At 71.6% G+C, this 25,064-nt stretch carries 19 protein-coding genes; 14 read left to right on the forward strand and 5 right to left on the reverse strand.

The annotated features are described in order from the left end of the window. The first annotated feature begins 1 nt into the window (after position 1). Complete coding sequence (locus tag E5671_RS38760) at positions 2–481, forward strand: carboxymuconolactone decarboxylase family protein (RefSeq protein ID WP_160510693.1); 480 nt, start codon at positions 2–4, stop codon at positions 479–481. A gap of 10 nt (positions 482–491) precedes the next feature. Here E5671_RS38760 and E5671_RS38765 read toward each other — a convergent pair whose 3' ends face one another. Further along, positions 492–2,162 carry a GMC oxidoreductase gene (locus E5671_RS38765; RefSeq protein WP_160508896.1) on the reverse strand — a complete coding sequence of 557 codons (1,671 nt, stop codon included), beginning with the start codon at positions 2,160–2,162 and terminating at the stop codon, positions 492–494. Between the two features lie 159 nt (positions 2,163–2,321). On the opposite strand from E5671_RS38765, the gene E5671_RS38770 reads away from it, so the two are divergent. From E5671_RS38770 to E5671_RS38810, 9 genes are all read left to right on the forward strand, one after another. Then, positions 2,322–2,993 carry a winged helix-turn-helix domain-containing protein gene (locus tag E5671_RS38770; RefSeq protein WP_160508898.1) on the forward strand — a complete coding sequence of 224 codons (672 nt, stop codon included), beginning with the start codon at positions 2,322–2,324 and terminating at the stop codon, positions 2,991–2,993. Then, positions 2,990–4,249 (forward strand): MFS transporter, encoded by a 1,260-nt coding sequence (locus E5671_RS38775; protein ID WP_160508900.1) that lies wholly within the window; start codon positions 2,990–2,992, stop codon positions 4,247–4,249. Before E5671_RS38770 ends, E5671_RS38775 begins: the two co-directional genes overlap by 4 nt. Before the next feature lie 299 nt (positions 4,250–4,548). Beyond that, positions 4,549–5,856 carry an ABC transporter substrate-binding protein gene (locus E5671_RS38780; protein WP_160508902.1) on the forward strand — a complete coding sequence of 436 codons (1,308 nt, stop codon included), beginning with the start codon at positions 4,549–4,551 and terminating at the stop codon, positions 5,854–5,856. Beyond that, complete coding sequence (locus E5671_RS38785; RefSeq protein ID WP_160508903.1) at positions 5,853–6,836, forward strand: carbohydrate ABC transporter permease; 984 nt, start codon at positions 5,853–5,855, stop codon at positions 6,834–6,836. Before E5671_RS38780 ends, E5671_RS38785 begins: the two co-directional genes overlap by 4 nt. Positions 6,837–6,847: 11 nt before the next feature. After that, a complete protein-coding gene (locus E5671_RS38790) occupies positions 6,848–7,660 on the forward strand; it encodes a carbohydrate ABC transporter permease (RefSeq protein ID WP_160508904.1) in 813 nt (270 codons plus the stop codon). Between the two features lie 24 nt (positions 7,661–7,684). Further along, the gene (locus E5671_RS38795) at positions 7,685–10,864 is read left to right on the forward strand and encodes a glycoside hydrolase family 38 C-terminal domain-containing protein (protein WP_160508905.1); all 3,180 of its coding nucleotides are present in this window, start codon (positions 7,685–7,687) and stop codon (positions 10,862–10,864) included. Positions 10,865–10,900: 36 nt separating this feature from the next. Then, on the forward strand, positions 10,901–12,610 hold the full coding sequence (locus E5671_RS38800; protein WP_160508906.1) for a class I mannose-6-phosphate isomerase: 1,710 nt from the start codon (positions 10,901–10,903) through the stop codon (positions 12,608–12,610). Beyond that, on the forward strand, positions 12,607–13,467 hold the full coding sequence (locus tag E5671_RS38805; protein WP_160508907.1) for an ROK family protein: 861 nt from the start codon (positions 12,607–12,609) through the stop codon (positions 13,465–13,467). Before E5671_RS38800 ends, E5671_RS38805 begins: the two co-directional genes overlap by 4 nt. Positions 13,468–13,499: 32 nt before the next feature. Continuing rightward, positions 13,500–14,534, forward strand: coding sequence for a LacI family DNA-binding transcriptional regulator (locus tag E5671_RS38810; RefSeq protein ID WP_160510694.1), 1,035 nt, complete (start codon positions 13,500–13,502; stop codon positions 14,532–14,534). Positions 14,535–14,734: 200 nt separating this feature from the next. Here the strand turns inward: E5671_RS38810 and E5671_RS38815 are convergent, their stop codons facing one another. From E5671_RS38815 to E5671_RS38830, 4 genes are all read right to left on the reverse strand, one after another. Then, entirely contained in the window at positions 14,735–15,529 is a 795-nt protein-coding gene (locus tag E5671_RS38815; protein ID WP_160508908.1) for a transglutaminase domain-containing protein, read from the reverse strand. Beyond that, positions 15,526–16,143 carry a CGNR zinc finger domain-containing protein gene (locus E5671_RS38820; RefSeq protein WP_160508909.1) on the reverse strand — a complete coding sequence of 206 codons (618 nt, stop codon included), beginning with the start codon at positions 16,141–16,143 and terminating at the stop codon, positions 15,526–15,528. Before E5671_RS38820 ends, E5671_RS38815 begins: the two co-directional genes overlap by 4 nt. Before the next feature lie 70 nt (positions 16,144–16,213). Beyond that, positions 16,214–17,338, reverse strand: a complete 1,125-nt coding sequence (locus tag E5671_RS38825) for an NADH:flavin oxidoreductase (protein WP_160508910.1) — start codon at positions 17,336–17,338, stop codon at positions 16,214–16,216. Positions 17,339–17,405: 67 nt separating this feature from the next. Next, entirely contained in the window at positions 17,406–18,311 is a 906-nt protein-coding gene (locus tag E5671_RS38830) for a LysR family transcriptional regulator (protein WP_160508911.1), read from the reverse strand. Between the two features lie 160 nt (positions 18,312–18,471). Between E5671_RS38830 and E5671_RS38835 the strand changes: the two genes are divergently transcribed. The 4 genes from E5671_RS38835 (at position 18,472) to E5671_RS38850 (ending at position 25,053) form a co-directional block, all read left to right on the forward strand. Beyond that, complete coding sequence (locus E5671_RS38835) at positions 18,472–19,599, forward strand: diaminopropionate ammonia-lyase (protein ID WP_160508912.1); 1,128 nt, start codon at positions 18,472–18,474, stop codon at positions 19,597–19,599. Continuing rightward, entirely contained in the window at positions 19,596–20,891 is a 1,296-nt protein-coding gene (locus tag E5671_RS38840; RefSeq protein WP_160508913.1) for a Zn-dependent hydrolase, read from the forward strand. Before E5671_RS38835 ends, E5671_RS38840 begins: the two co-directional genes overlap by 4 nt. 31 nt (positions 20,892–20,922) lie before the next feature. After that, positions 20,923–23,526: an AAA family ATPase gene (locus E5671_RS38845; RefSeq protein WP_160508914.1), complete on the forward strand. Its 2,604-nt coding sequence runs from the start codon at positions 20,923–20,925 to the stop codon at positions 23,524–23,526. A 123-nt stretch (positions 23,527–23,649) separates the two neighbouring features. Further along, positions 23,650–25,053: an FAD-binding oxidoreductase gene (locus E5671_RS38850; protein ID WP_160508915.1), complete on the forward strand. Its 1,404-nt coding sequence runs from the start codon at positions 23,650–23,652 to the stop codon at positions 25,051–25,053. The last annotated feature ends 11 nt before the right edge of the window (positions 25,054–25,064 follow it).

The raw sequence follows: 25,064 nt of genomic DNA on the forward strand, positions 1-25,064 counted from the left end.
GATGCACATAGACATTCCCGAGGGGCAGGAGCCGATCGGGTACGTGTGGGGCGAGATGGTCCCCGGGATCGGCATGGCGGCGGCGAACTTCTCGCTGTCGGTGTACGAGCACACGACCCTGGGGCTGCGGGAGTTCGAGGCGGCGCGGCTGCGTGTCGCGCAGATCAACGGGTGCCTGTTCTGCCTCGACTGGCGGACCGAGCGCGAGGGCCGGAAGGTCGAGGAGGAGTTCGCCGAAGCGGTGGCCCAGTGGCGCACCACCGATGCCTTCGACGACCGGACACGTCTTGCCGCCGAGTACGCCGAGCGGTACGCCCTGGATCACCATGGACTTGACGAGGAGTTCTGGGCGCGGATGACCGCGCACTACAGCCAGCGCGAGATCGTGGAACTGAGCATGAGCATCGGCTCCTGGCTGGCGTTCGGCCGGCTCAACCATGTGCTCGGCCTGGACGCGGTATGCGTCCTGCCCGGGCACTGAGGGGCCACGGCTACGACCGCTGCAGATCGGTCGCGATGATCTTCTCGATGTTCCGTTCGGCGAGCGCCGTGATGGTGACGAACGGATTGACGCTCGTGTTGCCGGGGATCAGCGAGCCGTCGATGACGTACAGGCCCGAATAGCCGTGCAGACGGCCGTAGTTGTCGGTGGCCCTGTTCAGGACGGCGCCTCCGAGCGGGTGGTAGGTGAGGTGGTCGCCCCAGATCTTGTACGAGCCGAACAGATCGGTGCGGTAGATCGTCCCCTCCTTCGAGTTGATCTTGTCGAAGATGGTCTTGGCGGCGTCGATGGAGGGCTGCTTCCAGGCCGTCTGCCAGTTCAGCTCCACTTTGCCCGCCGCCGCGTTCCAGGAGAAGGCGGCACGGTTCGGGTTCCTGGTGATCGAGAGATAGAACGACGCGTACGTCTCGATCCCGGTGGGCAGCGGCGCGACCTCGGCGAACGCGCCACCGGCCGCCCAGTTGTCGATGCCGGCCGTGGGGATGGACGACTGGACCTTGCCGGTCGCGTCCCACATGTGGTTGGCGCGGCCGCACATGACGTTGCCGTTGTCGCCCCAGCCCTTGCCGATCTCCCCGTTCAGCCGGGGCAGCGCTCCGGTGGCTTTCAGTTTGACCAGCAACTTGCTGGTGCCGACACTGCCGGCCGCGAAGAACACCTTGTCCGCGGTCACCGTCTTGGTGGCGGTGGTGGTGCCGCTGGTGTTGAGCTGCCCGATGACCACGGTGTAGCCGCCGCCGGACGCGGGGGAGACCGAAGTGACCTTGTGCAGCGGGGAGATGGTGACCTTTCCGGTGGCGGTGGCACGGGCGATGTAGGTCTTCTGGAGTGACTTCTTGCCGTAGTTGTTGCCATAGAGGATCTCACCGGCGACCGCCGACCTGGGGACTGTTCCGGCCGCCTCCTGCTTCATGTAGTCCCAGTCATAGACACCGGGCACGAAGAGGAACGGGAAGCCGGAGCGCTGGGCGTGCTTACGGCCGACGCGGGAGTACTGGTAGCAGTCGACGCTGTCGAACCAGGCGGGGTCGATGGTGCTGACGCCGAGACCGGCGTTGGCGCGCGGGTAGTAGGTGGAGTACATCTCCTCGGCGTCGACCGACGGGAGTACGGCGCCGAAGTTCTCGCGCTTGGGCGTGACCGCCATGCCGCCGTTGACCAGCGAACCGCCGCCGACGCCGCGGCCCTGGTAGACGAGGATCCCGCCCATGTCCTCGGCGTCCAGGATTCCGGTGTAGCGGGGGATGTCCTTGTCGATGGGGAAGCCGAGGAAGTTGCTCAGGGGCTGTTTGGTCCTGGTGCGCAGCCAGTAGGAACGGCCGTCGGGTGAGGTCGTGTGGGCGAAGATCTTGCCGTCGGATCCGGGGGTGTCCCAGGCCATGCCCATCTCGGCCATGTGGACGTCGACGCCCGCCTGGGCGAGCCGCAGGGCGGCGACGGAGCCGCCGTACCCGGTGCCGATCACCAGCACCGGGACGCGGGCTCCATCGCCGATGGGTCCGGCCGCGGCTGCGGGTCGTGTCTGCGCGGAAGCGGAATCGGAAGCGGAAGCGGTCTGAGCGGAGAGGGTGACGGCACCCAGAATAGAACCAGTTCCAGCGATGAATCTTCGTCGGCTTACGCCCTCTGGGACGGCAATACGCGTGGTAGAGCCACTCATGTGACGTTCCTCACTCTCGTAGGAATGGGAACGAGTTCTACTGCTACTGGCGCATTAAGTCACTGCATACCTAGAGGTAACTTCTGTCCGATCTTGTTCCACTTGCGGCCCGCCGCGGCCTCCGTTGTAAAGAAGTCTTTCTAAAGGTACCTTTACATCATGGAGAGCCAGGAGACCCCCGAGAGCCCCAGACCCGCTGAGCGCAGCATTCGCCTCACCGACCCCCGCGCCCTGCGCGCCTACGCCCACCCCACGCGCATGGCCCTGGTCGGACTGCTGCGGCGGAGCGGGCCGTTCACGGCCACCCGTGCCGCCGAGCTGACCGGCGAGTCCGTGGCCAGCTGCTCGTACCACCTGCGGATACTGGCGAAGTACGGGCTCGTCGAGGAGGCGCCCGGCGGCCGGGGGCGTCAGAAGCCGTGGCAGGCGACCGCGCAGTTCACCGACTGGCCCGGATACAGCGAGGACCCGTCCATCGCCGAGGCGTCGGACGCGCTGAGCGCGGCGGTCGCCGAGCGGTACTTCGAGCGTGCCGTCCGGGCCATGGAGCAACGCCACCGGCTGCCACGCGTCTGGCGCGAGGCGGAGGAGTTCAGCGACACGCTCCTCCACCTCACCCCCGATGAGCTGACCGGCATCATCGAGCGCTTCGACGGGCTGCTGCAGCCCTACGAGGACCGCGAGAACGCCCCGGACCGGCGCCCCGAAGGCGCGCGCCCCGTCAGCCTGCTGCGCCTCGCCTTCGTCGACCGGGAGATCCCCGAGGAAGTCCCGGACGATGACACGGAGCCCCGCGACATGGAGGCCGGTGGCACGGAGGCCGGTGGGTGAAGCTCCGGGACCGGATACCCGGCCTGCTGCGCGAGCGGGGCTTCCGGCGCTACTGGACCGGGCAGACCGTCTCGCTCATCGGCGACGAGATCTCGCTGATCGCCATCCCGCTCGCCGCCGTGCTGGTCCTCGGCGCGGACGCCGCCGAGATGGGCTGGCTCAAGACCGCCGAACTGCTGCCCACGCTCCTCCTCAACCTGCCGCTCGGCGCATGGGCCGACCGGCAGACCCGGCGGAGGCGCGCCATGATCGCCGCCGACCTGGCCCGCGCGGCGCTGCTCCTCACGCTGCCGGTGGCCTATCTGCTCGACGCCCTCACTCTCGGGCAGCTCTACGCGACCGCCTTCGGTATCGGCGCGCTGACCGTTGTCTTCGACGTCTGCAACGCCACGCTGTTCGTGGCGCTGGTACCGGCCGAGCGCTATGTGCAGGCCAACTCCCTGGTGCACGGCAGCCGTTCGATGTCCTGGCTGGCCGGTCCCGGGGCGGGCGGTCTCCTTGTGCAGTTCCTCACCGCCCCCTTCGCCCTGTTCGCCGATGCCCTCACCTATCTGGTCTCGGCACGCCAGCTGTCCCGCATCAAGCCCGTGGAGCCCGAACCGGCGCCGGTCGCCAAGGGGCACTTCACGGCCGGGCTGCGCTGGGTCGTCAAGGAGCCGACCATGCGGGCACTCTTCGCCTGGTCCGGCACGATCCAGTTCTTCAACTACATGTTCCACACGCTCTTCGTGCTGTACGTGACGGTCGAACTCGGCCTGAGCGCAGGCGTTCTCGGCGCGATACTCGGCGCGGGCGCCGTCGGCGGACTGTTGGGCGCCGCATGCAGCGGCATGGTCGTACGCCGCTTCGGCGTCGGTCCTTCGATCATCGTCGGCTCGCTCGGCTTCACCATGCCGCTGCTGCTCATCCCCCTCGCGAGCGGCCCGCTGCCGCTGGTCGTCGCCACGCTCTTCGCCGCCGAATTCCTCTGCTGCGTCGGCGTGATGGTCATCGACATCGCCGCGGCGTCGCTCCAGATGGCGCTGATACCCTCCGCCATCCGCTCCCGGGTGATGGGCGCCTACCGGACCCTGAACCACGGTTTCCGCCCGCTGGGCGCCCTGCTTGGCGGCTTCCTCGGCACGGCCGTCGGCCTGCGCCCCACGCTCTGGATCGGCACGGGCGGGGCCGTTCTCGCGGTGCTGTGGCTCCTGCCGTCGCCGGTACCGGGCACCCGGGAACTGCCCGAACCCGCGGAAGACGCCGTGCGGGCCTAGGGCCCCGGAAAGGCCGCTGTTCGCACGGGCCGCGCTGCAGCCCGGCACGTGGTACCTCGCGATCGCGCGCCGGGGCGAGGTGCTCCTCGCGCTGGCCCAGGGCAGCCGGCGGGGGTTCCTGTTCGACACGTCGGGCATCCAGCGGGGTTGACCACCGCTCACGGAGCATTCAGCGGGGCCGACCACCGCCCACGCCTTGCGCTGCGCGAACCATTGACATCGCACCCCGGCGTAGAGAAGCTCCATCACGCCCGTGTTAACGCTAACACCGGGCCGACACACACCTGGGGGAGCCACCCATGTCAGGTAGTCGTCACCGCGTTCATCCGCTGCCAGGTGCTCCGCTCGACCGTCGTGCCCTCCTCGCCGCGGCCGCCGCCGGAGCGCTCGCCACGGCCTGCGGAACCGCGAGCGGGCAGCCTCCCGGCAAGGTCGCCGTACTCGGTGACAGTGCGGCCTGGGAGAAGCCGATGGCCGCGGCGGGAGCCGCCATGAAGTCCGCGGCGGGCCTCCAACTGGTGCCCGAGGTCAACCCGTCCCTGGAGTCGTTCGAGCAGGTCGTCAAGTCGTCGCTGCGCACCAGCAAGACACCGGACATGCTCAAGTACTGGTCGGGCTACCGGCTCCAGGACCTCGCCCGAACGGGCGGCATCGTCGACCTGACCCGGCAGTGGGACAGCGCCGTCAGGAAGGGCTGGGCCGATGCTTCCTTACGGGACGCGTTCACCTACCGGGAGCGGGTCTACGGCCTGCCGATGAACCTCGCGTACTGGGTGTTCTTCTACAACATCGAGGTGTTCGAGGAGCACCGACTCCAAGTCCCCGAGACCTGGGACGAGTTCCTCGCCACCTGCGAGCGGCTCAAGAAAAGCGGGATCACCCCGCTGCACGGCTCGGCGGCCGACCGCTGGCCCTCCTTCATCTGGTTCCAGGAGATCCTCAGCCGCCAAGACCCCCAGTTCTACGAAGACTTGATGAACGGCCGCGAGCGGTACACCGATCCGCGCGCCGAACGCGCCCTGCGCACCCTGGAGTCCTTCTTCGACAAGGACTGGTTCACCTCCATGGACATGAGCCACGCGGACGCCGCGGCGGCCGTCGTCCACGGCAAGGTCGGGATGGTGCCCTGCGGCACCTGGCTCGGCTCCACCCTCGTGGGCGCGGGCGCGAAGCCCGGCAAGAACCTCGGTGCCTTCGTCCTCCCCATGGCGGATCCCAAGGCCCGTCCATGCGTCATCTTCGAGTCCAGCGCCCTCGTCTCCACCGTCAAAGGCCCCGACAGGCAAGAGGCGTTGAAGGCGGCAGGCAACTGGCTGCGGCCCGCCGTCATGAAAGCTTTCTCGCACACCCTCCAGGACGGCTGCCCCAACCCGAAGGTCGAGCCCCCGAACCCGGTGATCGCCGGCCTCGCAAAGAAGGTGCGCGGCGACAAGCTCTGGCTGCTCAACCGCTTCTGGGAACAGGGCCCGCCCGAACTGGTCGAGGCAACCGTCGACGATCTCGCCGGGTTCCTGCTGAATCCCTCGTCGGCCCGCAAGACCCTGCGCACCATGCAGGACCGCGCGGACGAGGCCTGGCAGGTGTGGAGGGAGGCGGAGGAGACATGACCGAGATCGTGACCCCCGCCCGGCACACCGCGAAACCCGTGCGCGTACGCCGCCGCGTCCCGACCCGCAGCCCGCACCAGGCCGTCCGCGGCAACGGCAGGCTCGGCGGTCCGCTCGCCGCACTGCCCTGGGCGCTGCCCGCCTTCGCCTTCGTCGGCGTACTCCTCGTCTATCCCTTCTTCCGCAGCGTCTACGGCAGCTTCTTCGAGGACAACGGCTTCACCAGCAGCTTCACCGGACTCGACAACTACGCCCGGCTCGCCGACGACCCGATCTTCGGCCGGTCGCTGCTCAACACCCTGATGTGGGTGGCCGGGACCCTGCTCCTGCCCGTCCTCGCCGGACTGCTCATCGCCGTCGCCACGCACCGGACGCGGTTCGGTGGCATCGCTCAACTCATCATCGTGCTGCCCTACGCCATCTCCGCCGCCGCCACCGCCGTCCTGTGGAACTTCATGCTGACCTCCGACGGCGCGGTCAACCAGGTCCTTCGCGGGATCGGCCTCGACTCATGGGCGCAGACCTGGCTCCTGGAGTGGCCGCAGAACACGCTCTCGATGATCGTCGCCAGTACGTGGCAGGCAACCGGGCTGAATGTCGTGCTCTTCGCGATCGGTCTTCGCGCCATCCCTCAAGACACCGTCGAAGCCGCCCAGTTGGACGGCGCGAGCGGCTGGCGGATGTTCCGGTACGTCACGCTGCCCCAGCTGCGGGCCGTGACGGTCGTCGTGGTCGGGATGGCCATCGTGAACAGCCTCAAGGCGTTCGACATGATCTGGATCCTCACCAAGGGCGGCCCGTCCCGCTCCTCCGAGACCCTCGCCCTGAGCATGTACCGCGAGGCGTTCCGGCTCTTCCACGTCGGCTACGGCTCCGCGATCGCCCTCGTCCTCTCGGTGATCGTCGTCGCCTCCTCCTGGATGTACCTGCGCCGCCAGATGCCCGAGACCGACTCCCGTGCCGCCGACGCCAAGGCCTGAGGAGGCTCCTCATGGGTCGCACCGTGCGCCAACTCTTCGTCGCCGGATGCGTGCTGCTCTGGCTGATCCCGATGTATCTCCTCGTGGTCAACGCGCTGACGCCCGCCGCCGAGTACACGGGCAAGCCCGACTGGACCTTCCAGGGCTTCGACCTCGTCGAGAACATCAAGACCGCCTGGAACGTGGCGGGCATCGGCGACAGCTTCCAGGCCTCGCTGCTCTACGCCGTGGTGTGCGGCCTGGCCGCCGTCCTCATCGCGGCCATGGCGGCGTTCGCCGTCGTCGTCCTGCCCATCCCCAGGCCCGCCTTCTGGTTCTGGCTGATCTACTCCGGCACGCTCTTCCCGCTGCAGATGTTCCTCGCGCCGCTCTTCGGCCTGTACGCGGACGCCGATCTGTACGACACGCGGATCGGGCTCATGCTGATCTACGCCGCGTGGGCGGTGCCGTTCGCCTTCTTCCTGATCCGTAATCAAATGACCACGATGCCACCTGAGTTGACCGAGGCGGCACTCCTCGACGGCGCATCCTTCCGGCGGATCTTCTGGCGCATCCACGTGCCGCTGATGAAGGCGGGGCTCGGCGCGGCCTTCATCTTCCAGTTCACTGCCGTCTGGAACGACCTGCTCCTCGGCATCACGCTCAGCCGCAGCCCCGACGTCCAGCCGGTGATGGCGGCGCTGACCACCCTCAACAACGCCTACTCCTCGACGGGGCCGCCCGTCATCCTGGCCGGCGCGCTGATCGTCTCCGCGCCCACCCTCCTCCTCTTCCTGGTGTTCCGCGGCCTGTTCCTGCGCGGCGTCACCGCATCCGCCCGCTGACCAGCCCCTCTCTGGGAGAACCGCATGACGACACGGGCCCTTGTCCGCACCGCCGACTGGGACAACGACCGGATACGCGACAGTCTGCGCTCCTCCGTCATCACCGCGGAGGGAAGCCTCGGCGGCAGCGCCCTGCGGCTGACGGAGGAACCTCTGCTGCGCAGGGCCGCGGACGGCGGAGGGCTGACGCAGTCACTGCGGGTCGAGGCGGTCAACGGTTCGGTCCTGCCGGGGGAGTTCACCGTCCGTACCGAGTCCGGGACGGTGCTGCCCGTAGAGCAGCTCACCGGACCCGGCGGCTCCGTACGCCTCATGGTCCCCGCCGTAGGCACCGAGACCCGCCTCACCGTCTGCCTGCCGGACGCCACCGAGGAGGACGCCGAGGGCATCGACGTCCGTCTCACCCGGCAGCGCGAGTGGACCCTCCATCTGGTCCACCACTCCCACCTCGACATCGGCTACACCGACCCCCAGGGCCATGTCCTCGCCGAGCACCTCTCCTTCCTCGACTCCTGCCTTGAGCTGACGCGGGCCACCGACGACTGGCCCGCGGAGTCTCAATTCCGTTGGTGCGTCGAGTCGTTGTGGTCCTTCCGGCAGTGGGCGGACGCCCGGCCCGCCGAGCAGGTCGAGGAGTTCGTACGCCGCGTGCGCGAAGGACGCATCGAGCTGACCGCGATGCCGTTCAACCTGCACACCGAGACCTGCTCCACGGACGAGTTGCACGAACTGCTCCGGCTCGCCCACGACGTGCGCGACCGGCACGGCGTCGTGTTCACCTCCGCCATGCAGACCGACGTGCCGGGCGCGGTCGTCGGCCTCGTCGACGCGCTGGCCGCCGCCGGGGTCAAGTACCTCTCCGTGGCGCACAATTGGGCCGGGCGTTCCGTGCCCCACCTGGTCGGCGGCGAGAAGCTGCCCCGCCTGTTCCGCTGGCGCGCCCCCAGTGGCAACAGCGTCCTCGTCTGGGTCACCGACACCCCGCACGGCCTCGCCTACATGGAAGGCCCGCTGCTCGGCTTCGACACGGCCTACGCGGACGTCGACGACCTGCTGCCCGCCTATCTGACCTCCCTGGCCACCAACCCCTACCCCTACCGCGGCGGCATCTTCGGCTGGGCCATGGACCAGACGGAGGTCAAGCGCGAGCCCTACCCCTGGGACGTGCTGCATCTGCGCGTCCAGGGCAAGTTCGGTGACAACGCGCCTCCGCGCCGCATCATCGCCGACACCGTCCGCCGCTGGAACGAGACCTGGGCCTTCCCCCAGCTGCGGCTCTCCCGCAACGAGGACTTCTTCACCGACGCCGAGGCCAGACTCGGCGATGCCATCCAGACCTTCGATGGCGACTGGACCGACTGGTGGGTCGACGGTGTCGGCTCGGGCGCGCGGCCGCTTTCCCTGGCCCGCACCGCCCAGTCCGTGGTCGCCGACGCCCAGACCATCGGCACGTTCGCCGGACTCCTCGGCGCCACGGGGGCGGAGGAAGACAGCGCGGACGCGTCCGGGGTCTACGAGGCGGTGTCGCTCTTCGACGAGCACACCTGGGGCGCCGGCGACCCGTGGACCCACGGCGACGAGGGCGGCCACTCCGGCGAGCACCAGTGGCACTGGAAGTACGGGCAGGCGATGCGCGCGTACGACGACGGGAACGCGCTCCTCGGCAGGGCGAGCGCCCGGCTCGGCCAGCGGCTCGCGACGACGCCCGGCGTGGCGGCGACGTACCACGTGATCAACACCTGCTCCTGGCCGCGCACGGACGTCGTACGGATCTTCCTGCCGGAGAGCAGCGTGCCCCTTGAGCAGCCGGTGGCCGTGCACGACGCCCGAAGCGGCCACCAACTCGCCCACGAGGAGCAGCCGCAGACCAACGAGGACCACCGGGACGCCGGACGGTTCTTACTGGTCCGAGTGGACGAGGTACCGCCCGCGGGGTCGGTGCGCCTGGACATCACCGCAGCCGCGACACGGACCGACGAGCGGTCGCCTGCCCCGGTCGTCAAGGCCGCCACCGGCTGGAACCCCACCGGCGGCACGGAGCGTGAGGACCCGGCGGAGACCGCCGCCGCCGCGCTCGCCCGTCCCGAAGCGACGCTTCTGGAGAACGAGCACCTCGCCGTCCGCGTGGACCTCGCGCACGCCTGCATCGCCTCGGTCGTCGACAAGGCCACCGGCCGTGAACTCGTCAGGGCCGACGCGATCGTCGGCTTCAACGGCTACATCCACGACAGCTACACCACCGCCGGGGCCTTCAACCACAACTCCAGCCGCACGACAGCCTCCGACCGCCTCGAACATCTCGGCAACCGTGCCGTCGCGCCGCCCGCCGCGCTCATCGCCCGCCACTCGACGCCGACGGCCGAATCGATCACGTACGAGACGCGTCCCGCCGGAGCCAACCGGCTGCGCACCACCCTCACCCTGCCCGTGGGCGTGCCCCGACTGGACATCGAGAACCGCCTCGACAAGGACGCGACCCTGCGCAAGGAGAGTGCCTACTTCGCGTTCCCCTTCGCCTTCGACGAGCCGGTCGTCCGGATGGAGGCGTCGGGCGGCCTGACGGGCAACTCCCTTCCCGTGGTGCCGGGTTCGGCCCTTCACATGCGGGCCGTGCGTCGTTGGGTGACTCTCGCCGACGACGCGCTCGCGGTCGCCTGGTCCACGCAGGACGCGCCGCTGGTGCAGTTCGGCAACATCGCGCTGCCGTACGCGCCGTTCCCGAAGACCATGGGCCACGACGAGCCCGCCACCGTCTTCTCCTGGATCCACAACAACCTGTGGGACACCAACTTCCCCAGCGAGCAGGGCTTCGAGTTCACCTACCGCTACAGCCTGGCCTGCGGCCCCACCGCCGACGGGCTCGGCCCCCGCACGGCGGCGGCCTGGAGCCGCCCGCTGCGGGCCGTGCGGGCCAGGGGAGCCGAGGGCGGCGGGCAGGCGTCGCTCGCCTTCGCCGACGTGGGGGACGCCCGGGTCCGCCTGGTCGGCGCCACCGTGCCGGGCCCTGGAGAGGTCCTGCTCCGGCTGCAGTCCTTCGCGGAGGAGCCGGTGGCCTGCCCGGTGCGGGTCCACTTCCCGGTCGCCGCCGCTCACAGCGCGGACTACATGGGTTGGGCAGGAAGTGAACTACCCGTGTCGGGCGGCGCGTTGACCGTCGACATCCCGGCCCTCGGCACGACCGCGGTGCTGTTCATACGTCCCTGAATCCCCCGCGAGGAACCTCCGCACGAAGGAGCACGCGTGTACCGGCTCGACCCGCGTTACCCCCCGGCACCGGGGACCGTACTGACCGGCGGCTGGGAGGCGGTCGCCGCCCAACTGCCCTCCGAGCCCGCGATTGTGGCCGTCGAAGGGCCACCCGCCGCCGACTGGGAGACCATCGCGGCCCGGCTCACCACCGGATGCCCCCTCCCCGTACGCACCCTCGACGTCCGTACGCGCTACGCACCCCCCGCCGTGGTGCGGCGTCGCACCATGAGCGCGCCGGACACCGACGACCCCTACTACTGCAAGCTCGCGGAGAACCCCCTCGCCGACCTGTTCGACGAACTCCCGCAGGACGACGGCGACATGGAGGGTCTGCTGATCGTCTACGGCCCCGGCGCCTCGCTGGTCCTGCACGACGTGCTCTGGTACGCCGATCTGCCCAAGCGGTACGCGGAGTCCGCGGTGGCGGCCGGAGAGGGCAGCAACCTCGGACTGCCGGGTGAGCGGGCCGAGTTGAAGCGGCTCTTCTACGTGGACTGGCCGATGCTCGACCGCCACCGTGACGCGATCGCCCGTCAGCTGGACGGCTGGGTGGACGTCCAGGATCCGGAACGGCCCGTGTTCGTCGACGGGAACGGCCTGCGGGCGAGCTACGCCGGCCTCGCGCGCCGCCCCGTACGCACCAGGCCGTTCTTCAACTCGACTCCGTGGGGCGGGCATTGGGGCCAACGGGCGCTCGGCTTCAACCCCGGAGCGCGCAACACCGCCCTCGGCTACGAACTCATCGCCCCCGAAGCGGGCATCCTCATCGGAGAGGGACCCGAGGCGCAGGCGGAGGTTCCCTTCCAGCTCCTGTGCGTCCTGCACCCCGACGAGGTGCTCGGCCCTGAGGCGCACGCCCGCTTCGGCACGTCCTTCCCGATCCGCTTCGACTATCTGGACACCGTGGGCGGCGGCAATCTGTCGGTGCACTGCCACCCCAAGGAGCCCTACATGCGGGAGCGGTTCGGCTGGCGCTACACGCAGCACGAGACGTACTACATGACGCTCGGCAGCGCGGACACGCGCGTCTTCCTCGGCCTGCGCGAGGACGCCGACCTCGCCCTCTTCCGCAAGGAGATCGAGGAAGCGGCGCACGACGGGGTTCCGATGGACCCCGCGCACCACGTCATGACGTACCCGGCCGAACAAGGCAGGCTCTTCATGATCCCGGCGGGCACCCCGCACGCGAGCGGCGCCGGAAACCTCGTCCTTGAGATCAGCGCGACCCCCTACCTCTACAGCCTGCGCTTCTACGACTGGCTGCGGCCGGACGCCGACGGCAACCCGCGCCCCCTGCCCTATGAACACGGCCTGACCAACCTGGAGACGGAGCGGCGCGGCGACGCCGTGACGCGCGATCTGGTGCAGGAGCCGTACGTCCTGCGGCGCGGGGACGGCTGGCGCGAGGAACTGCTCGGCGCGCTGGACGAGATGTTCTACGAGGTGCGGCGCTACGCGCTCGACGCGGACGCGGTGGCCGCCGACGACACGGCGGGGCGGTTCCACGTCCTGAACGTGGTGGAGGGCGAGGGGGTCACCGTGCTGACCTCGGCGGGGGAGCGGCACACGCTGGAGTACGCGGAGACGCTGACGGTGCCCGCGGCGGTCGGCGGCTACCGCCTGGAGTCGCGTGGCGGCCCGGCCAAGGTGGTGAAGGCACTCGTGCGTGACCGACGCGGCGCGGGCGCGGGGCACCCGTGAGAGCCGTCCTGGAGATCGGCGGCACCCATGTCACCGCCGCCCTGGTCGATCCGTTGCGCACGCGGGTGAGCCGCCGCATCCGGCGGCCGCTCGACGCGCGGGGCAACGCCGAGCACATACTCGGCACGGTCGTGCGCTGTGCCGCGGACCTCCAGGTGCCCGCGGGTCAGGTGTGGGGCGCCGCCGTACCGGGACCCTTCGACCACGAGAAGGGGATCGCCCGCTTCGAGGGCGTGGGGAAGTTCGACGACCTGTACGGCATCGACGTGCGCTCGGTGCTGCTCGACGGAGTCTGGCCGAGACCCTCCGACGTGGTGTTCCTGAACGACGCGCACGCGTTCCTCCTCGGTGAGTGGAGCGCGGGGGCCGCGGTCGGCCACCGGCGCTGTGTCGGGATCACCCTGGGGACGGGGGTCGGGTCGGCGTTCCTCGCGGACGGCGTCGTGTGCCGGGAGGGCCCGGGGGTGCCGCCCGAGGGCCGCGTCGACCTGATGTACTGGTCCGGCGCGCCGCTGGAGCACACCGTTTCGCGGCGGGCGATCCTCGCCCGCTACGGCGGCGACCACGGCGTGGACGTGCGGGACATCGCCGTGCGGGCGCGGGAGGGCGAGGCCTGGGCGGCGCACGTCCTTGACGAGGCCCTCGCGGCCCTGGGTACTGTCCTCGCCCGGTGCGTACGTGACTTCGGCGCGTCCGCGGTCGTCGTCGGCGGGGCCATGGCGCTGTCCTGGGACCTGGTCGGTCCGGCCCTGCGCACCGGACTCGGGGATACTCCGGTGGGGCCGCGCCCCGGCACGCTGGGCGCGGACGCGGCGCTGATCGGGACGGCCGAGTATGTGGGGGCTGCCGGGAGGTGAGGCGATCCCCCCGGGAAAGGACACACATGACGATGCCCGAACCGCGTCCCCCCTCGGACGGTCCGCCCACCCTGCGGGACGTCGCCGAGCGGGTGGGCGTCAGCGCGATGACCGCGTCCAGGGCCCTGCGCGACGACCCGCGCGTGCTCCCGGCAACCCGGGAGCGCATCCGCGCCGCGGCGGCGGAGCTCGGCTACCGGCCCAACGAAGTGGCCCGCAGCCTCCGCCTGGGGCGCGGCACAGGCCTGGTCGGACTCGTCGTCACGAACCTGGCCAACCCCTTCTACTCGCGGTTCGCCCTCGGCGTCGACTCCGTCATCGCGGGCGACGGCTTCAAGACCGTCATCGGGAACACCGGCCAGGACCTGGACGCCGAGCGTGAACTCGTCGCCGACCTGGTGGCCCGCCGCGTCGACGGCATCATCGCCGTCCCCGCCGCGGCTGACCAGCGCCATCTCGCCGCCGCGGTGGCCGACGGCGTGCCCGTGGTGCTCGCCAGCCGGCCGCCCGAAGGGTTCGAGGCCGACTGCGTCCTGGTCGACGACTTCGGCGGGGCCCGCGCCGCCACCGTGCGGCTGATCAGCCGCGGCCACCGCCGGATCGGCTTCCTCGGCTCACCGCCCGCCGTCTACACCGGCACCGAGCGCCTGCGCGGGTACGCCGCGGCCCTCGCCGCACATGGCATCCCCTTCGACGAGCACTACGTACGGCAAGGACAGACCGAACCGCGCGAAGCCCGGCGCGCGGCGGCCGGACTCCTGGCACTGCCCGAGCCGCCCACCGCGCTGTTCTGCTCCAACAACCGCAACACGATAGGGGCGTTCCGCGCCCTGCGCGCATCCGGCACGGACACCGCGCTCGCGGGCTTCGACGACTTCGAACTGGCCGACGCGCTCGGCCTGCCGCTCACCCTCGTCGCGTACGACAGCGATGAGCTCGGCCGGGTGGCGGGCAGGCTCCTCGCCGACCGGATGCGGGGGAGGGAGCCCGACCCGGGCAGGAAACCGGAGCCGGGCCCCGCCCGACGCATCGTGACGCCCACCAGCCTGGTGGAGTACGGCAGTTGACGTCCGCTGTGTCCGGTCTCAGTCGAGGGGCGTGAGGGCGGGGGCTGAGGGCAGGGGCCGCCGGGTCGGCTGCTTGCCGATCGGATGTGGGCGGCGGGGGTCTGATGCTGCGAGGAGGCCCCGCCCGGGTCTGGCGTGGTGCGTCGTGACTTCCACCAGCCTGGTGGAGTACGGCAGTTGACCGCTCGCGGCGGTCGCTCTCAGCCGGCCGGTGCGAGCGGCGTGGCCGACGGTCGGGCGCCCGCCGAGCGGCGGCCGAGTACAGGCTCGGCCACCCACCGTGCGGGGCCGCACAGGGTCTGACCGTGCCGGGTGAAGAGATCGTCGCGTGAGTCGAAGTGTCCGAGGTCGGCGAGGACATGGGCCGACAGATCGCAGGACGTGGTGTCGGCGCCGCAGGCCGTCGCTCCGTCCCAGTCGACCGCCGTGCGGGACAGGGCCTCGAAGAGCGTCTCCGCCCCCGCGTTGGTGAAACCACCGGCGCGGCGCTCCCTCAACTCGTCCAGACCGCCGAAGAGTTCGGACACCGGGAGCCACGGGCCGGTGGCGCAGCCCTTGCCGGGCGTCGGCTCCGAGAAGTGGAACTCCGGCCACGCAAGCAGCACTTGATCCGGGACGAGCCGTCGAAGGTGCGGGAAGCGCGGGTGCCAGAACGCCCCGTCCACGAGGAGCCCGCGCACCCGCGTGGCCACGCCGGACGCCCGTGCCACCGATTCGAGGATCGCGAGCCGCTGGCTGCACGAGCCACGGCCGCGCCGCAGCACCTCCGACACCGGCCGCTCGTCGTGCACCGAGTACACCGGCCGTACGGTCGCGGCGATCCGCCCGTGCGCCCGGCGCAGGGCCGCCAACTGGCCGAGGGAGTCAGGGGAGTCGGGAGCGCCGGTCGGGACGGCTCCGACACTGCGGATGAGGTCGGCGACGCGAGCGTGCCGCCAGTCGAGTATCCGCGTCGGCTCCGTGCCCCCCGCCGCGTCCGGGCGCCGTGGCTTCACGCCTGACCGCCCGGCGTCGGCTCCGACTCGGCGCCCGCACGGCGGCGCCGGCGCGAAGCCCGCAGGTTCGCGGCGTTCCCGCAGCCGCGGGTGGAGTGCCAGACGCCGCTGTTGTTGCGGGAGCGGTCGTAGAACGCCGTGGCGCAGCGTTCGTTGCGGCAGATCTTCAGGCGCCGCCACTCTCCGGTGGTCTGGGCGAGCAGCGCCTCGCACAGCACGGCCGACGTCAGCCAGCGCCAGCCCTCGCCCTCCGGTTCGGTGGTCAGGGCGGCGTCGCCGTGCAGGCTGACCTGGAGGGCGCACGAGGTGAAGCGCGCGGTCTCGCCGCTCGCCGTGCCGCACCGGGAGAGCAGGGCCCGGCGCAGCTGTTCGCGCAGCTGCCGCAGCTTGGGCAGGTCCTCTTCGGTGAGGGTGAGCCGCACCGCCGTGCGCCCCGTCCTCTCGGCCCAGGTGGGCAGCGCCACGGAGACCCAGTCCTGCGCGGCGGCCACGTCTTCGAGGAGATCCGCACCGGGAACACCGCAGGAGGGCGCGGTGTTCAGGATGTCCTGCACGAGCCCCAGGCCGCCGGGGACGGCGGTGGGGAAGTAGCGCTCGGTGGCAGGCCAGGTCATGCGCATATCGTACGCGACCGCGGGCGACAGCAGCGTACGGCCTTGGCTGCTGTCGCCCGGTGGCCCTCGCTCAGGCCAGGCTCTTCAGGAGCGACTTGTCGAAGGGCAGCGCGTCGCCGAGCCGGTTCTCCAGGGCCTTGGCCGCCCACTCCGGGTCGGCGATGAGGGCGCGGCCCACTGCCACCAGGTCGAACTCGTCCCGCTCCAGGCGGTCGACGAGCAGCTCGATGCCGGTGGAGGCGGACGGCGCGGCCCAGCCCTTGGGTCCGATGAACTCCTGGTCGAGGCCGACCGAGCCCACGGTGATCACAGGCTTGCCGGAGACCTTCTTGACCCAGCCCGCGAGGTTGAGGTCGCTGCCGTCGAACTCCGGCAGCCAGTAGCGGCGGGTGGAGGCGTGGAAGACGTCCACGCCCGCGTTCGCCAGCGGGGTGAGCAGGCGCTCCAGCTCCTCGGGGGACTCGGCGAGCTGCGCGTCGTAGCTGCCGGCCTTCCACTGCGAGAGCCGGAAGACGACGGGGAAGTCGGGCGAGACGGCGGCCCGCACGGCGGCGACGATCTCGGCGGCGAAGCGGGTGCGGGCCTCTATGCCGCCGCCGTAGCCGTCCGTGCGCCGGTTGGTGCGCTCCCAGAGGAACTGGTCGATCAAGTAGCCGTGCGCGCCGTGCAGTTCGACGCCGTCGAATCCGATGCGCTCGGCGGCGGCAGCGGCGTCGGCGAACGCCCGGATCACATCGTCGAGATCGTCGGCCGTCAGCGTGCTGCCCTTCGGCTGCCCGTCGAGGTCGATCCCGGAGGGGCCCGCCGCGGGGGCGGACGGCACCGGGCCCTTGCCCTCTTCGCGCGTGACGCCCACGTGCCACAGCTGCGGAATGATCTTCCCGCCCGCCGCGTGCACGGCGTCGACCACCTTGCGCCAGCCTTCGAGGGCGTCGTCCCCGTGGAAGCGCGGGACCCGGTCGCTCGTACCGGCCGAGGCGTGATCGACGTACGTCCCCTCGGTGATGATCAGGCCGACGCCGGCGGCGGCCCTGCGGGCGTAGTACTCCGCCACGTCCGCGCCCGGAACGCCGCCCGGTGAGAACTCCCTGGTCATGGGCGCCATCACGATGCGGTTGGGCAAGGTGAGGCTGCCGACGCTGAAGGGGCGGTCGAGGGTCTGGGGGGTGCGCGCGGTCTGCGACGCCGAGGTCATGCGTCCTCCTGGCAGGGAATGAGGGAGCGATCTCCTGCGATCGATGACGTAAGCGTACGCGCGTTGCTCATGTCGTCTGCCGGAGGGCCCTCCGGCAGGCCCGAATCGCCGGATGGTGGCTCCGGCCGCTGCGCACCGCCGTGAAGAGCCGACGTGCGCGCTGCCCTCGGGGCAGCTGCCGCAGGGGGACGGTCGCGGGTCGCCCGTCCCACACGAGACCGGGGAGCAGGGCGGCGGCATGGCCGCGCTCGACGAGACGCAGGTGCAGGAGGAGGTCGGTGGTCTCGAACCGTACGTCGGGCTCGAAGCCCGCGTTGCGGCAGAGCGTCATCGCCCACTGCCGGGCCGCCGTGCCCGTGGGTTCCATGACCCAGGGGCGGTCGGCCAGGGCGCGGAGCGCGGCGGTCGGGCTCTCGGTGTCGCTTCCCGCGTCGCTTGCCGGTTCCGGGAGGGCGAGGTGCAGGGGATCCGCGCAGAGATCCTCCTGTTCGAGGCCCGTGGGCCGGGGGCTCGGGACACCCGGGTACTCCTCGGCCACGACCAGGTCGAAGTCACGGGCGAGCAGGGCGGGCAGGGACTTCTCCGGTTCCAGCTGGGTGAGGTGGACGCGCAGGCCCGGGTGCGCCTCGCGCAGCAGGGTCAGCGCGGCCGGAACGAGGGCGAGGGCCGCCGTCTGGAACGAGGCGATGCGCAGCGTCCCGGTCAGGTCGGTGAGGGACGTGGCGATGTCCGCCTCGGCGCGCTCAAGGCGTTCAAGCACCGCCTCGGTGTGGGCGACGAGGATCTCCGCCTGCGGCGTGAGGCGCACGCGCCGCCCCACTGGTTCGAGGAGCTGGACGCCGACCTCCGCCTCCAGCTGTGACAGCTGCTGCGAGACGGACGAGGGGCTGTAGGAGAGGGCGGCGGCGACGGCCGCCAGCGTGCCGCGGTCCTTGAGCTCGCGCAGCAGGCGCAGTCGGTGCAGGTCGAACATGAGCGGGTTCTCGTCCTCGTCCTCGTCGTCTTCATCGTCATCGGCGGCGTCGGTCCGTCGGATCCATCGTCCAGACCCCTGGATCCATCGGATTCTCTGATGAATATAGGTCGGAAACATTCGCTGGACCGAGGAGTGACAGGGGCCGCAGGCTGGCCGCATGCCCGAGAACATCAAGAAGCCGGCGGCCTGGTTCGCCCGGCCCGCCGCCCGTACCTGGACCTGCCCACCCGCCCCTGCCGAGGCCCGCGCCTTCCACGCCTCGCTCCCCGGTCACGCCCCCACCCCGCTGCGTGAACTCCCCGCTCTCGCCGCCGAGTTGGGCGTCGACCGGGTCTTCGTCAAGGACGAGTCCTCGCGCCTGGGGCTGCCCGCGTTCAAGGCGCTCGGCGCGTCCTGGGCGGTGCACCGGGTCCTCGCCGAGCGGGCCGCGAGCGGCGAGGATCCGTCGCGGCCGGTCACGCTGGTCACCGCCACCGACGGCAACCACGGCCGTGCGGTGGCCCGGATGGCGCGGCTCCTCGGCCAGGGGGCTCACGTCTTCGTGTCGGGGGGAGTGCATCCGGCGGCCTCGGCCGCCATCGCCGCCGAGGGGGCCGAGGTCACGCGGGTCGACGGGCCTTACGACGAGGCCGTGCACCGGGCGGCCGCCGCCGCGGCCGCAGGCACCGCCACCGTCCTCGTCCAGGACTCGGCCTGGCCCGGCTACGAGCGGATTCCCCGGTGGATCGTCGAGGGCTACTCCACCCTGTTCGCCGAGATCGACGCCCAACTCGCCGCCGCCGCCGGCGCCCAGGCGCCCGACCTGGTCGCCGTGCCCGTCGGCGTGGGCTCGCTCGCCCAGGCCGCCGTCACCCACTACCGCGGCCGCCCCGCGGTCCTGTCGGCCCCCGCGCTGCTCTCCGTGGAACCCGAAGCGGCGGCCTGCGTCATCGAGAGCCTCACCCGCGGCGAGCTGACCAGCGTCGTCACCGGCGACACGGCCATGGCGGGCCTGAACTGCGGCACCCCCTCCAGCCTCGCCTGGCCCTACCTGCGCGACGGTCTGGACGCCGCCGTCGCCATCACCGACGCCGACAGCGCACGGGCGGCCCGCACCCTCGACGCCCTCGGCGTCTCCTCCGGACCCTGCGGAGCCGCGTCGCTCGCGGGCATCCGCGCCGCACTGACCGGAGACGGCGCCGACGACCGCCGCGCGGCACTCGGCCTCGGCCCCGCGTCGACCCTCGTACTGCTCAGCACAGAAGGCACGGACGCCAACCCGCAGCACCAGGAGCCCCGTTCATGACACGCCCCGACACCACCACCGCCCCGAACGCCGGCGCGCTCACCGTCAACGGCGATCGCCTGTGGCGGTCCCTGATGGACCTGGCCGAGACCGGCGCCTACGACGACGGACGAACAGGCCTGCGCGGCGTGAACCGCCTCGCCCTCACCGACGCCGACGCGGCCGGACGCCGCAAGGTCATCGGCTGGATGGAACAGGCGGGGCTCGCCGTCCGCGTCGACGCGATGGGCAACATCTACGGCCGCCGCGAGGGCACCGACGCCTCCGCCGCGCCGGTCCTGACCGGCTCCCACCTCGACAGCGTCGCCACCGGGGGTGCCTTCGACGGCTGCCTCGGCGTCCTGGGCGGCATCGAAGCCGTCCGCACGCTCGACGAACACGGCATCACCACCCGCCACCCCATAGAGGTCGCCGTCTTCACGGAGGAGGAAGGCGTCCGCTTCGGCACCGACATGCTCGGCAGCGCCGTCGCCGCGGGCCGCATCCCCCTGGACCACGCCCACGCCCTGACCGACCGCGAAGGCCGCACCCTCGGCGCCGAGCTGGCCCGCACCGGCTTCGCCGGGCCCGAGGGCGTGCGCCTCTCCCCACCGCACGCCTACGTCGAGTGCCACATCGAGCAGGGCCCCGTCCTCGCCGACGCGGGCCTGGACATCGGCGTCGTCACCGGCGTCCAGGGCATCTCCTGGCAGGAGATCACCCTCCACGGCCGCGCCGCCCACGCGGGCACCACACCCACCCGGCTGCGCGTGGACGCCGGGCTCGCCGCCGCCCGGACCGTCGTCCACCTGCGGTCCATGGTGGACTCCGGCGCCTACGGTGACCTGCGGGCCACCGTCGGCCACCTGACCGTCCACCCGGACCTGACCAACATCGTCCCGGCCCGCGCGGAACTGACCGTGGACCTGCGCAACCCCGACGACACACACATGGCCCGCGCGGAGGCGGACCTCGCCGCCTCCCTGCGCACCCTGGAGGCCGGAACGACCGGCCTGACCGTCGCCACACGCCGGATGGCGAGAACCGCGTACGTCCCCTTCGACGAGGGCGTACAGCACGTCATCGCCAGGGCCGCCGACGACCACGGCCTGGAGCACATCTCCCTGCTCTCCGGCGCCGGACACGACGCCCAGGAGATCGCCGCGCTCTGCCCCACCGCGATGATCTTCGTACGTGGTGAGTACGACGGCATCAGCCACAACCCGCGCGAGTACTCCACCCCCGAGGCCTGCGCGCACGGCGTCGACGTCCTGGCCACGACGCTGCTCCGCCTTGCCGGCCACGGGAGATGAAAACACGCCACCAGGTGGGACAATCCCCAGCGTGGACGGGGGGATCCTCGAGCGGGATCGTGAGCTGGCTCGACTGGCCGCCGCCGCACGGGAAGCGGCCGACGGAGCGGGTTCGGTGGCGCTCGTCTTCGGAGAGGCCGGGATCGGCAAGTCGAGCCTCGTGAACGCCCTTCCCGGTGCGCTGTCCGCGCAGGCCAGGGTGCTGGTCGGGCAGTGCGACGACCTGGCGACACGGCGGCCGCTCGGACCGTTCCGTGACCTTGTCGGCAGCGTACGGGCCGAGCTGGCGCAGGCGGTGACCGAGGGCGGCGACCGGCATCGGGTGTACGACGCGCTGCGGGCCGAGCTGGGCGAGCCGCCGCATCCGACGGTCCTCGTCGTAGAGGACGTGCACTGGGCGGACGAGGCCTCACTCGACGCGCTGCGGTTCCTGGTACGCCGCGTGGACCGGATGCCCGCCGTCCTTGTGCTGACCTTCCGCGACGACGAGTTGAGCCGTGAGCATCCCCTGCGGCACCTCCTGGGCCAGGTGTCGAGGGCGCCGCGCGTGCACCGCGTCCCCCTGCCCCGGCTGTCCCGCGACGCGGTGCGCACGCTGAGCGCCGTGAGCCGCCTCGATCCCGCGCAGGTGTACGCCGTGACGTCGGGCAACCCCTTCTACGTCGCCGAGGTCGTCGCGGCGGGCGGCACCGGCGATGTGCCGCCGACCGTGGTCGACGCCGTACTGGCCCGGCTGCGCGGCCTCGACGACGCCGTACGCGACGCCCTCGAACAGCTCGCGGTGGTGCCGTCGGCGGCCGAGCGCTGCCTGGCCGACGCGCTACTGCCGGACGGCGTATGCCAGTTGGCGTCGGCGGAGCGGCGCGGCCTGCTCGTCGTGACCCCGGAGCGGGTCATGTTCCGGCACGAGATCATCCGGCGGGCCATCGCCGACTCGCTGCCCGCGGCGCGGCGGATCGAACTCAACCGCCACGTGCTCGCCGTCCTGGTCGCACAGCCGGGCGCCGACTGCTCCCGCATCGTCCACCACGCCGCACAGGCGGGCGACCGGGACGCCATCGCGCGGTACGGACCCGACGCGGCAAGGGACGCCGCACGCACCGGCGCGCACCGTGAGGCCGCCGCCCAGCTGCGGCTCGTCCTGCGGCAGCGAGAGCGATACGGCCCGGCCGAACTCGCCGGCCTCCTTGAGCGGTTCGCGGTGGAGAGCTACACCATCGCCGACTCGCCGGCCGCCGTCGGCGCCCAGCGGGAAGCCGTCGCCCTGCGCCGCTCGCTGGGCGACCTGCGGGCGCTCGGCGCCGATCTGCGCTGGCTGTCGCGCATCCACTGGTGGGCGGGCGACGCGGACGCGGCGCAGGAGGCCGCCAGGGAAGCCATCGACGTGCTCGAACAGGCCGGTGACGAGCGGCTGTTGGCGCTCGCGCTCAGCAACACCTCTCAGCTGCGCATGCTCTCCGACCGGTACGCCGAGGCCATCGGCTACGGCGAGCGCGCCATCACCCTGGCCCGGCGCACGGGCGACGCGGCGATCCTCTCGCACGCCCTGAACAACGTGGGCACGGCCCGCTGGCGCGGCGGCGACCCGCTGGGGCGGCCGCAGTTGGAGGAGAGCCTGGCGGTCGCGCTGAAGGCCGGCGAGGCCGAACACGCCTGCCGTGCCTACGCCAACGTCATCTGGACCCTCCTGGAGAACCTCCGGTTCACGGAAGCGGACCACTTTCTCGCCCCCGCCATGGAGTTCGCCGACCGTACGGAGCATGTGGGGTTCCTCCGCTACCTCCAAGTGGAGCTGGCGCTGCGGCAGTTCGCCGCCGGGAAGTGGAAGGAGGCGGAGAAGCACGCCGAGTTCGGTGACGCGTACGAGTTCCCGCCCGCGCGCTGCCCCGCCCTGACCGTCCTCGCGCGGGTACGGATCCGGCGCGGCGCGGAAGGCGGCGACGAACTCCTCAAAAGGGCCTGGGAAGTGGCCGCGCGGACCCGGGAGCTCCAGCGCACCGCCCCGGTCGCGGCCGCACGGGCGGAGGCCGCCTGGCTGCGCGGTGACCACGCGGCCGTGGTCGAAGCCGTCGGCCCCCTGTACATGCAGGCGCGCGGCCTGGCCGCGACGCCGTACCGCGCGGAGCTCGGCCACTGGCTCACCAAGGCGGGGCACCCCGTCCCCGCGGACGAATCGGACCATCCGTATGACCTCCAGGCCGCCGGGCAGTGGCGCAAGGCCGCCGAGGCCTGGCGGGCGGCGGGCTGCCCCTACGAGCACGCCGCCGCCCTCGCGGAGAGCCCGGACCCGGCGGACAAGCTCACCGCGCTCGCCGGCCTCGACGCCCTGGGCGCCGAACCCCTGGCCCGGCTCGTCCGCGCCGATCTGCGCGCCCTCGGTGTCGCCCGGATCCCGCGCGGCCCGCACGCGGCGACCCGCCGCAACCCGGCGGGGCTCACCGGCCGTCAGCTCCAGGTCGGACGGCTCCTCGCGGAAGGCCTCACCAACATCGAGATCGCCGGCCGGCTCGTCCTGTCCGTGCGCACGGTCGACAACCACGTCCGTGCGGTCCTGGAGAAGCTCGGCGCCCGCACCCGGCGCGACGTCGCCGCCCGCGCCGCGCAGCTGGGGATGGAAATCGGCCGCGAAAAGTAGGCAATCGCCGGGCGTGAGCTGGGTGGTGGGCACGGATACCGGTGGGTGGCGGGCGGCACTAGAACGGGCGGACCGGATGCACCAGTCCAGCAGCGGATGCGTCAATCCAGCACGGGGGAGCATATGTCCATCACGCCCGCACAGGCAGCACGTAGCGAACTGACACGGTTCAAAGGGGAGTTGAAGGGCCCGGACGACGCCGGGTACGACGAGGCGCGCGCCGTCTACAACGCGATGGCCGACAAGCGCCCCGCGCTCATCGCCCGCTGCACAGACGCCGACGACGTGTCCCGTGTCATCGGATTCGCCCGCGCCTACGGCCTGCCGCTCGCGGTCCGCGGCGGCGGCCACCACGGAGCGGGCCTCGGCACCGTCGACGGCGGCGTGGTCGCCGACCTGTCGCCGCTCAAGTCGATCGAGGTCGACGCACAGGCCCGCACGGCACGGGTCGGCGGCGGCTGTGTCTGGGGCGATGTGGACCGCGCCACGCACGAGCACGGCTTTGCCACGCCGAGCGGCATCATCTCCTCGACCGGCGTCGGCGGGCTCACCCTCGGCGGCGGCCTCGGCCACCTCACGCGCAGGTTCGGCCTGAGCATCGACAACGTACTGGAGGCCGACGTCGTCCTGGCCGACGGCCGTCAGGTGCGGGCGAGCGCCGACGAGAACGCGGACCTGTACTGGGCGATCCGCGGGGGCGGCGGCAACTTCGGTGTCGTCACCTCCTTCCTCTTCCGGCTGCACGAGCTGAGCACGGTCGTCGCGGGCCCCACCTTCTGGCCCGCCGAACGGGGCGCCGAAGTCCTCGCCGCCTACCGCGACTTCCTGCCCCGGGCACCCCGCGAGGTGAACGGCTTCTTCATGTACGGCACCGTGCCCCCGGCCCCGCCCTTCCCCGAGAGCCTCCACCTGCGCAAGGTCTGCGGCGTCGTGTGGTGCCACACCTCCCAGGACCCCGAAGCGGCGGCCCACGCCATGGCGCCGCTGCTCGACGAGCTGCCCGACCCGCTTCTGCACGCCGTTTCGGAGATGCCGCACCCCGTGCTCCAGTCCATGTTCGACGGGCTCTACCCGCCCGGCGACCAGTGGTACTGGCGCGCGGACTTCGTCGACGAGATCCCGGACGACGCCGTGGCCCTGCACGCCAAGTTCGGCCCCGAGGTGCCGACCATGAAGTCGACGATGCACCTGTACCCCATCGACGGCGCGGCCCACGACCACAGCTCCACGGACACCGCCTGGAGCTACCGCGGCGCCCGCTGGGCCTGCGTCTACGCGGGAGTGGACGCAGACCCGGCGAACGCCGGCCTCATCAAGCGCTGGACCGTCGACTACTTCGACGCCCTGCACCCGTACTCGGCGGGCGGCGCCTACGTGAACATGATGATGGAGGAGGGTCAGGAACGAGTACGGGCCAGCTACCGCGACAACTACGCACGCCTGGCGCGGGTCAAGGCCGCGTACGACCCGGACAACGTCTTCCGGCTCAACCAGAACATCGAGCCCGCCCCGCACGGAGCCGCGTAACCCGGGCGGCC

This window comes from Streptomyces sp. BA2 (assembly GCF_009769735.1).
In the GTDB taxonomy this organism is placed as follows: Bacteria; Actinomycetota; Actinomycetes; order Streptomycetales; family Streptomycetaceae; genus Streptomyces.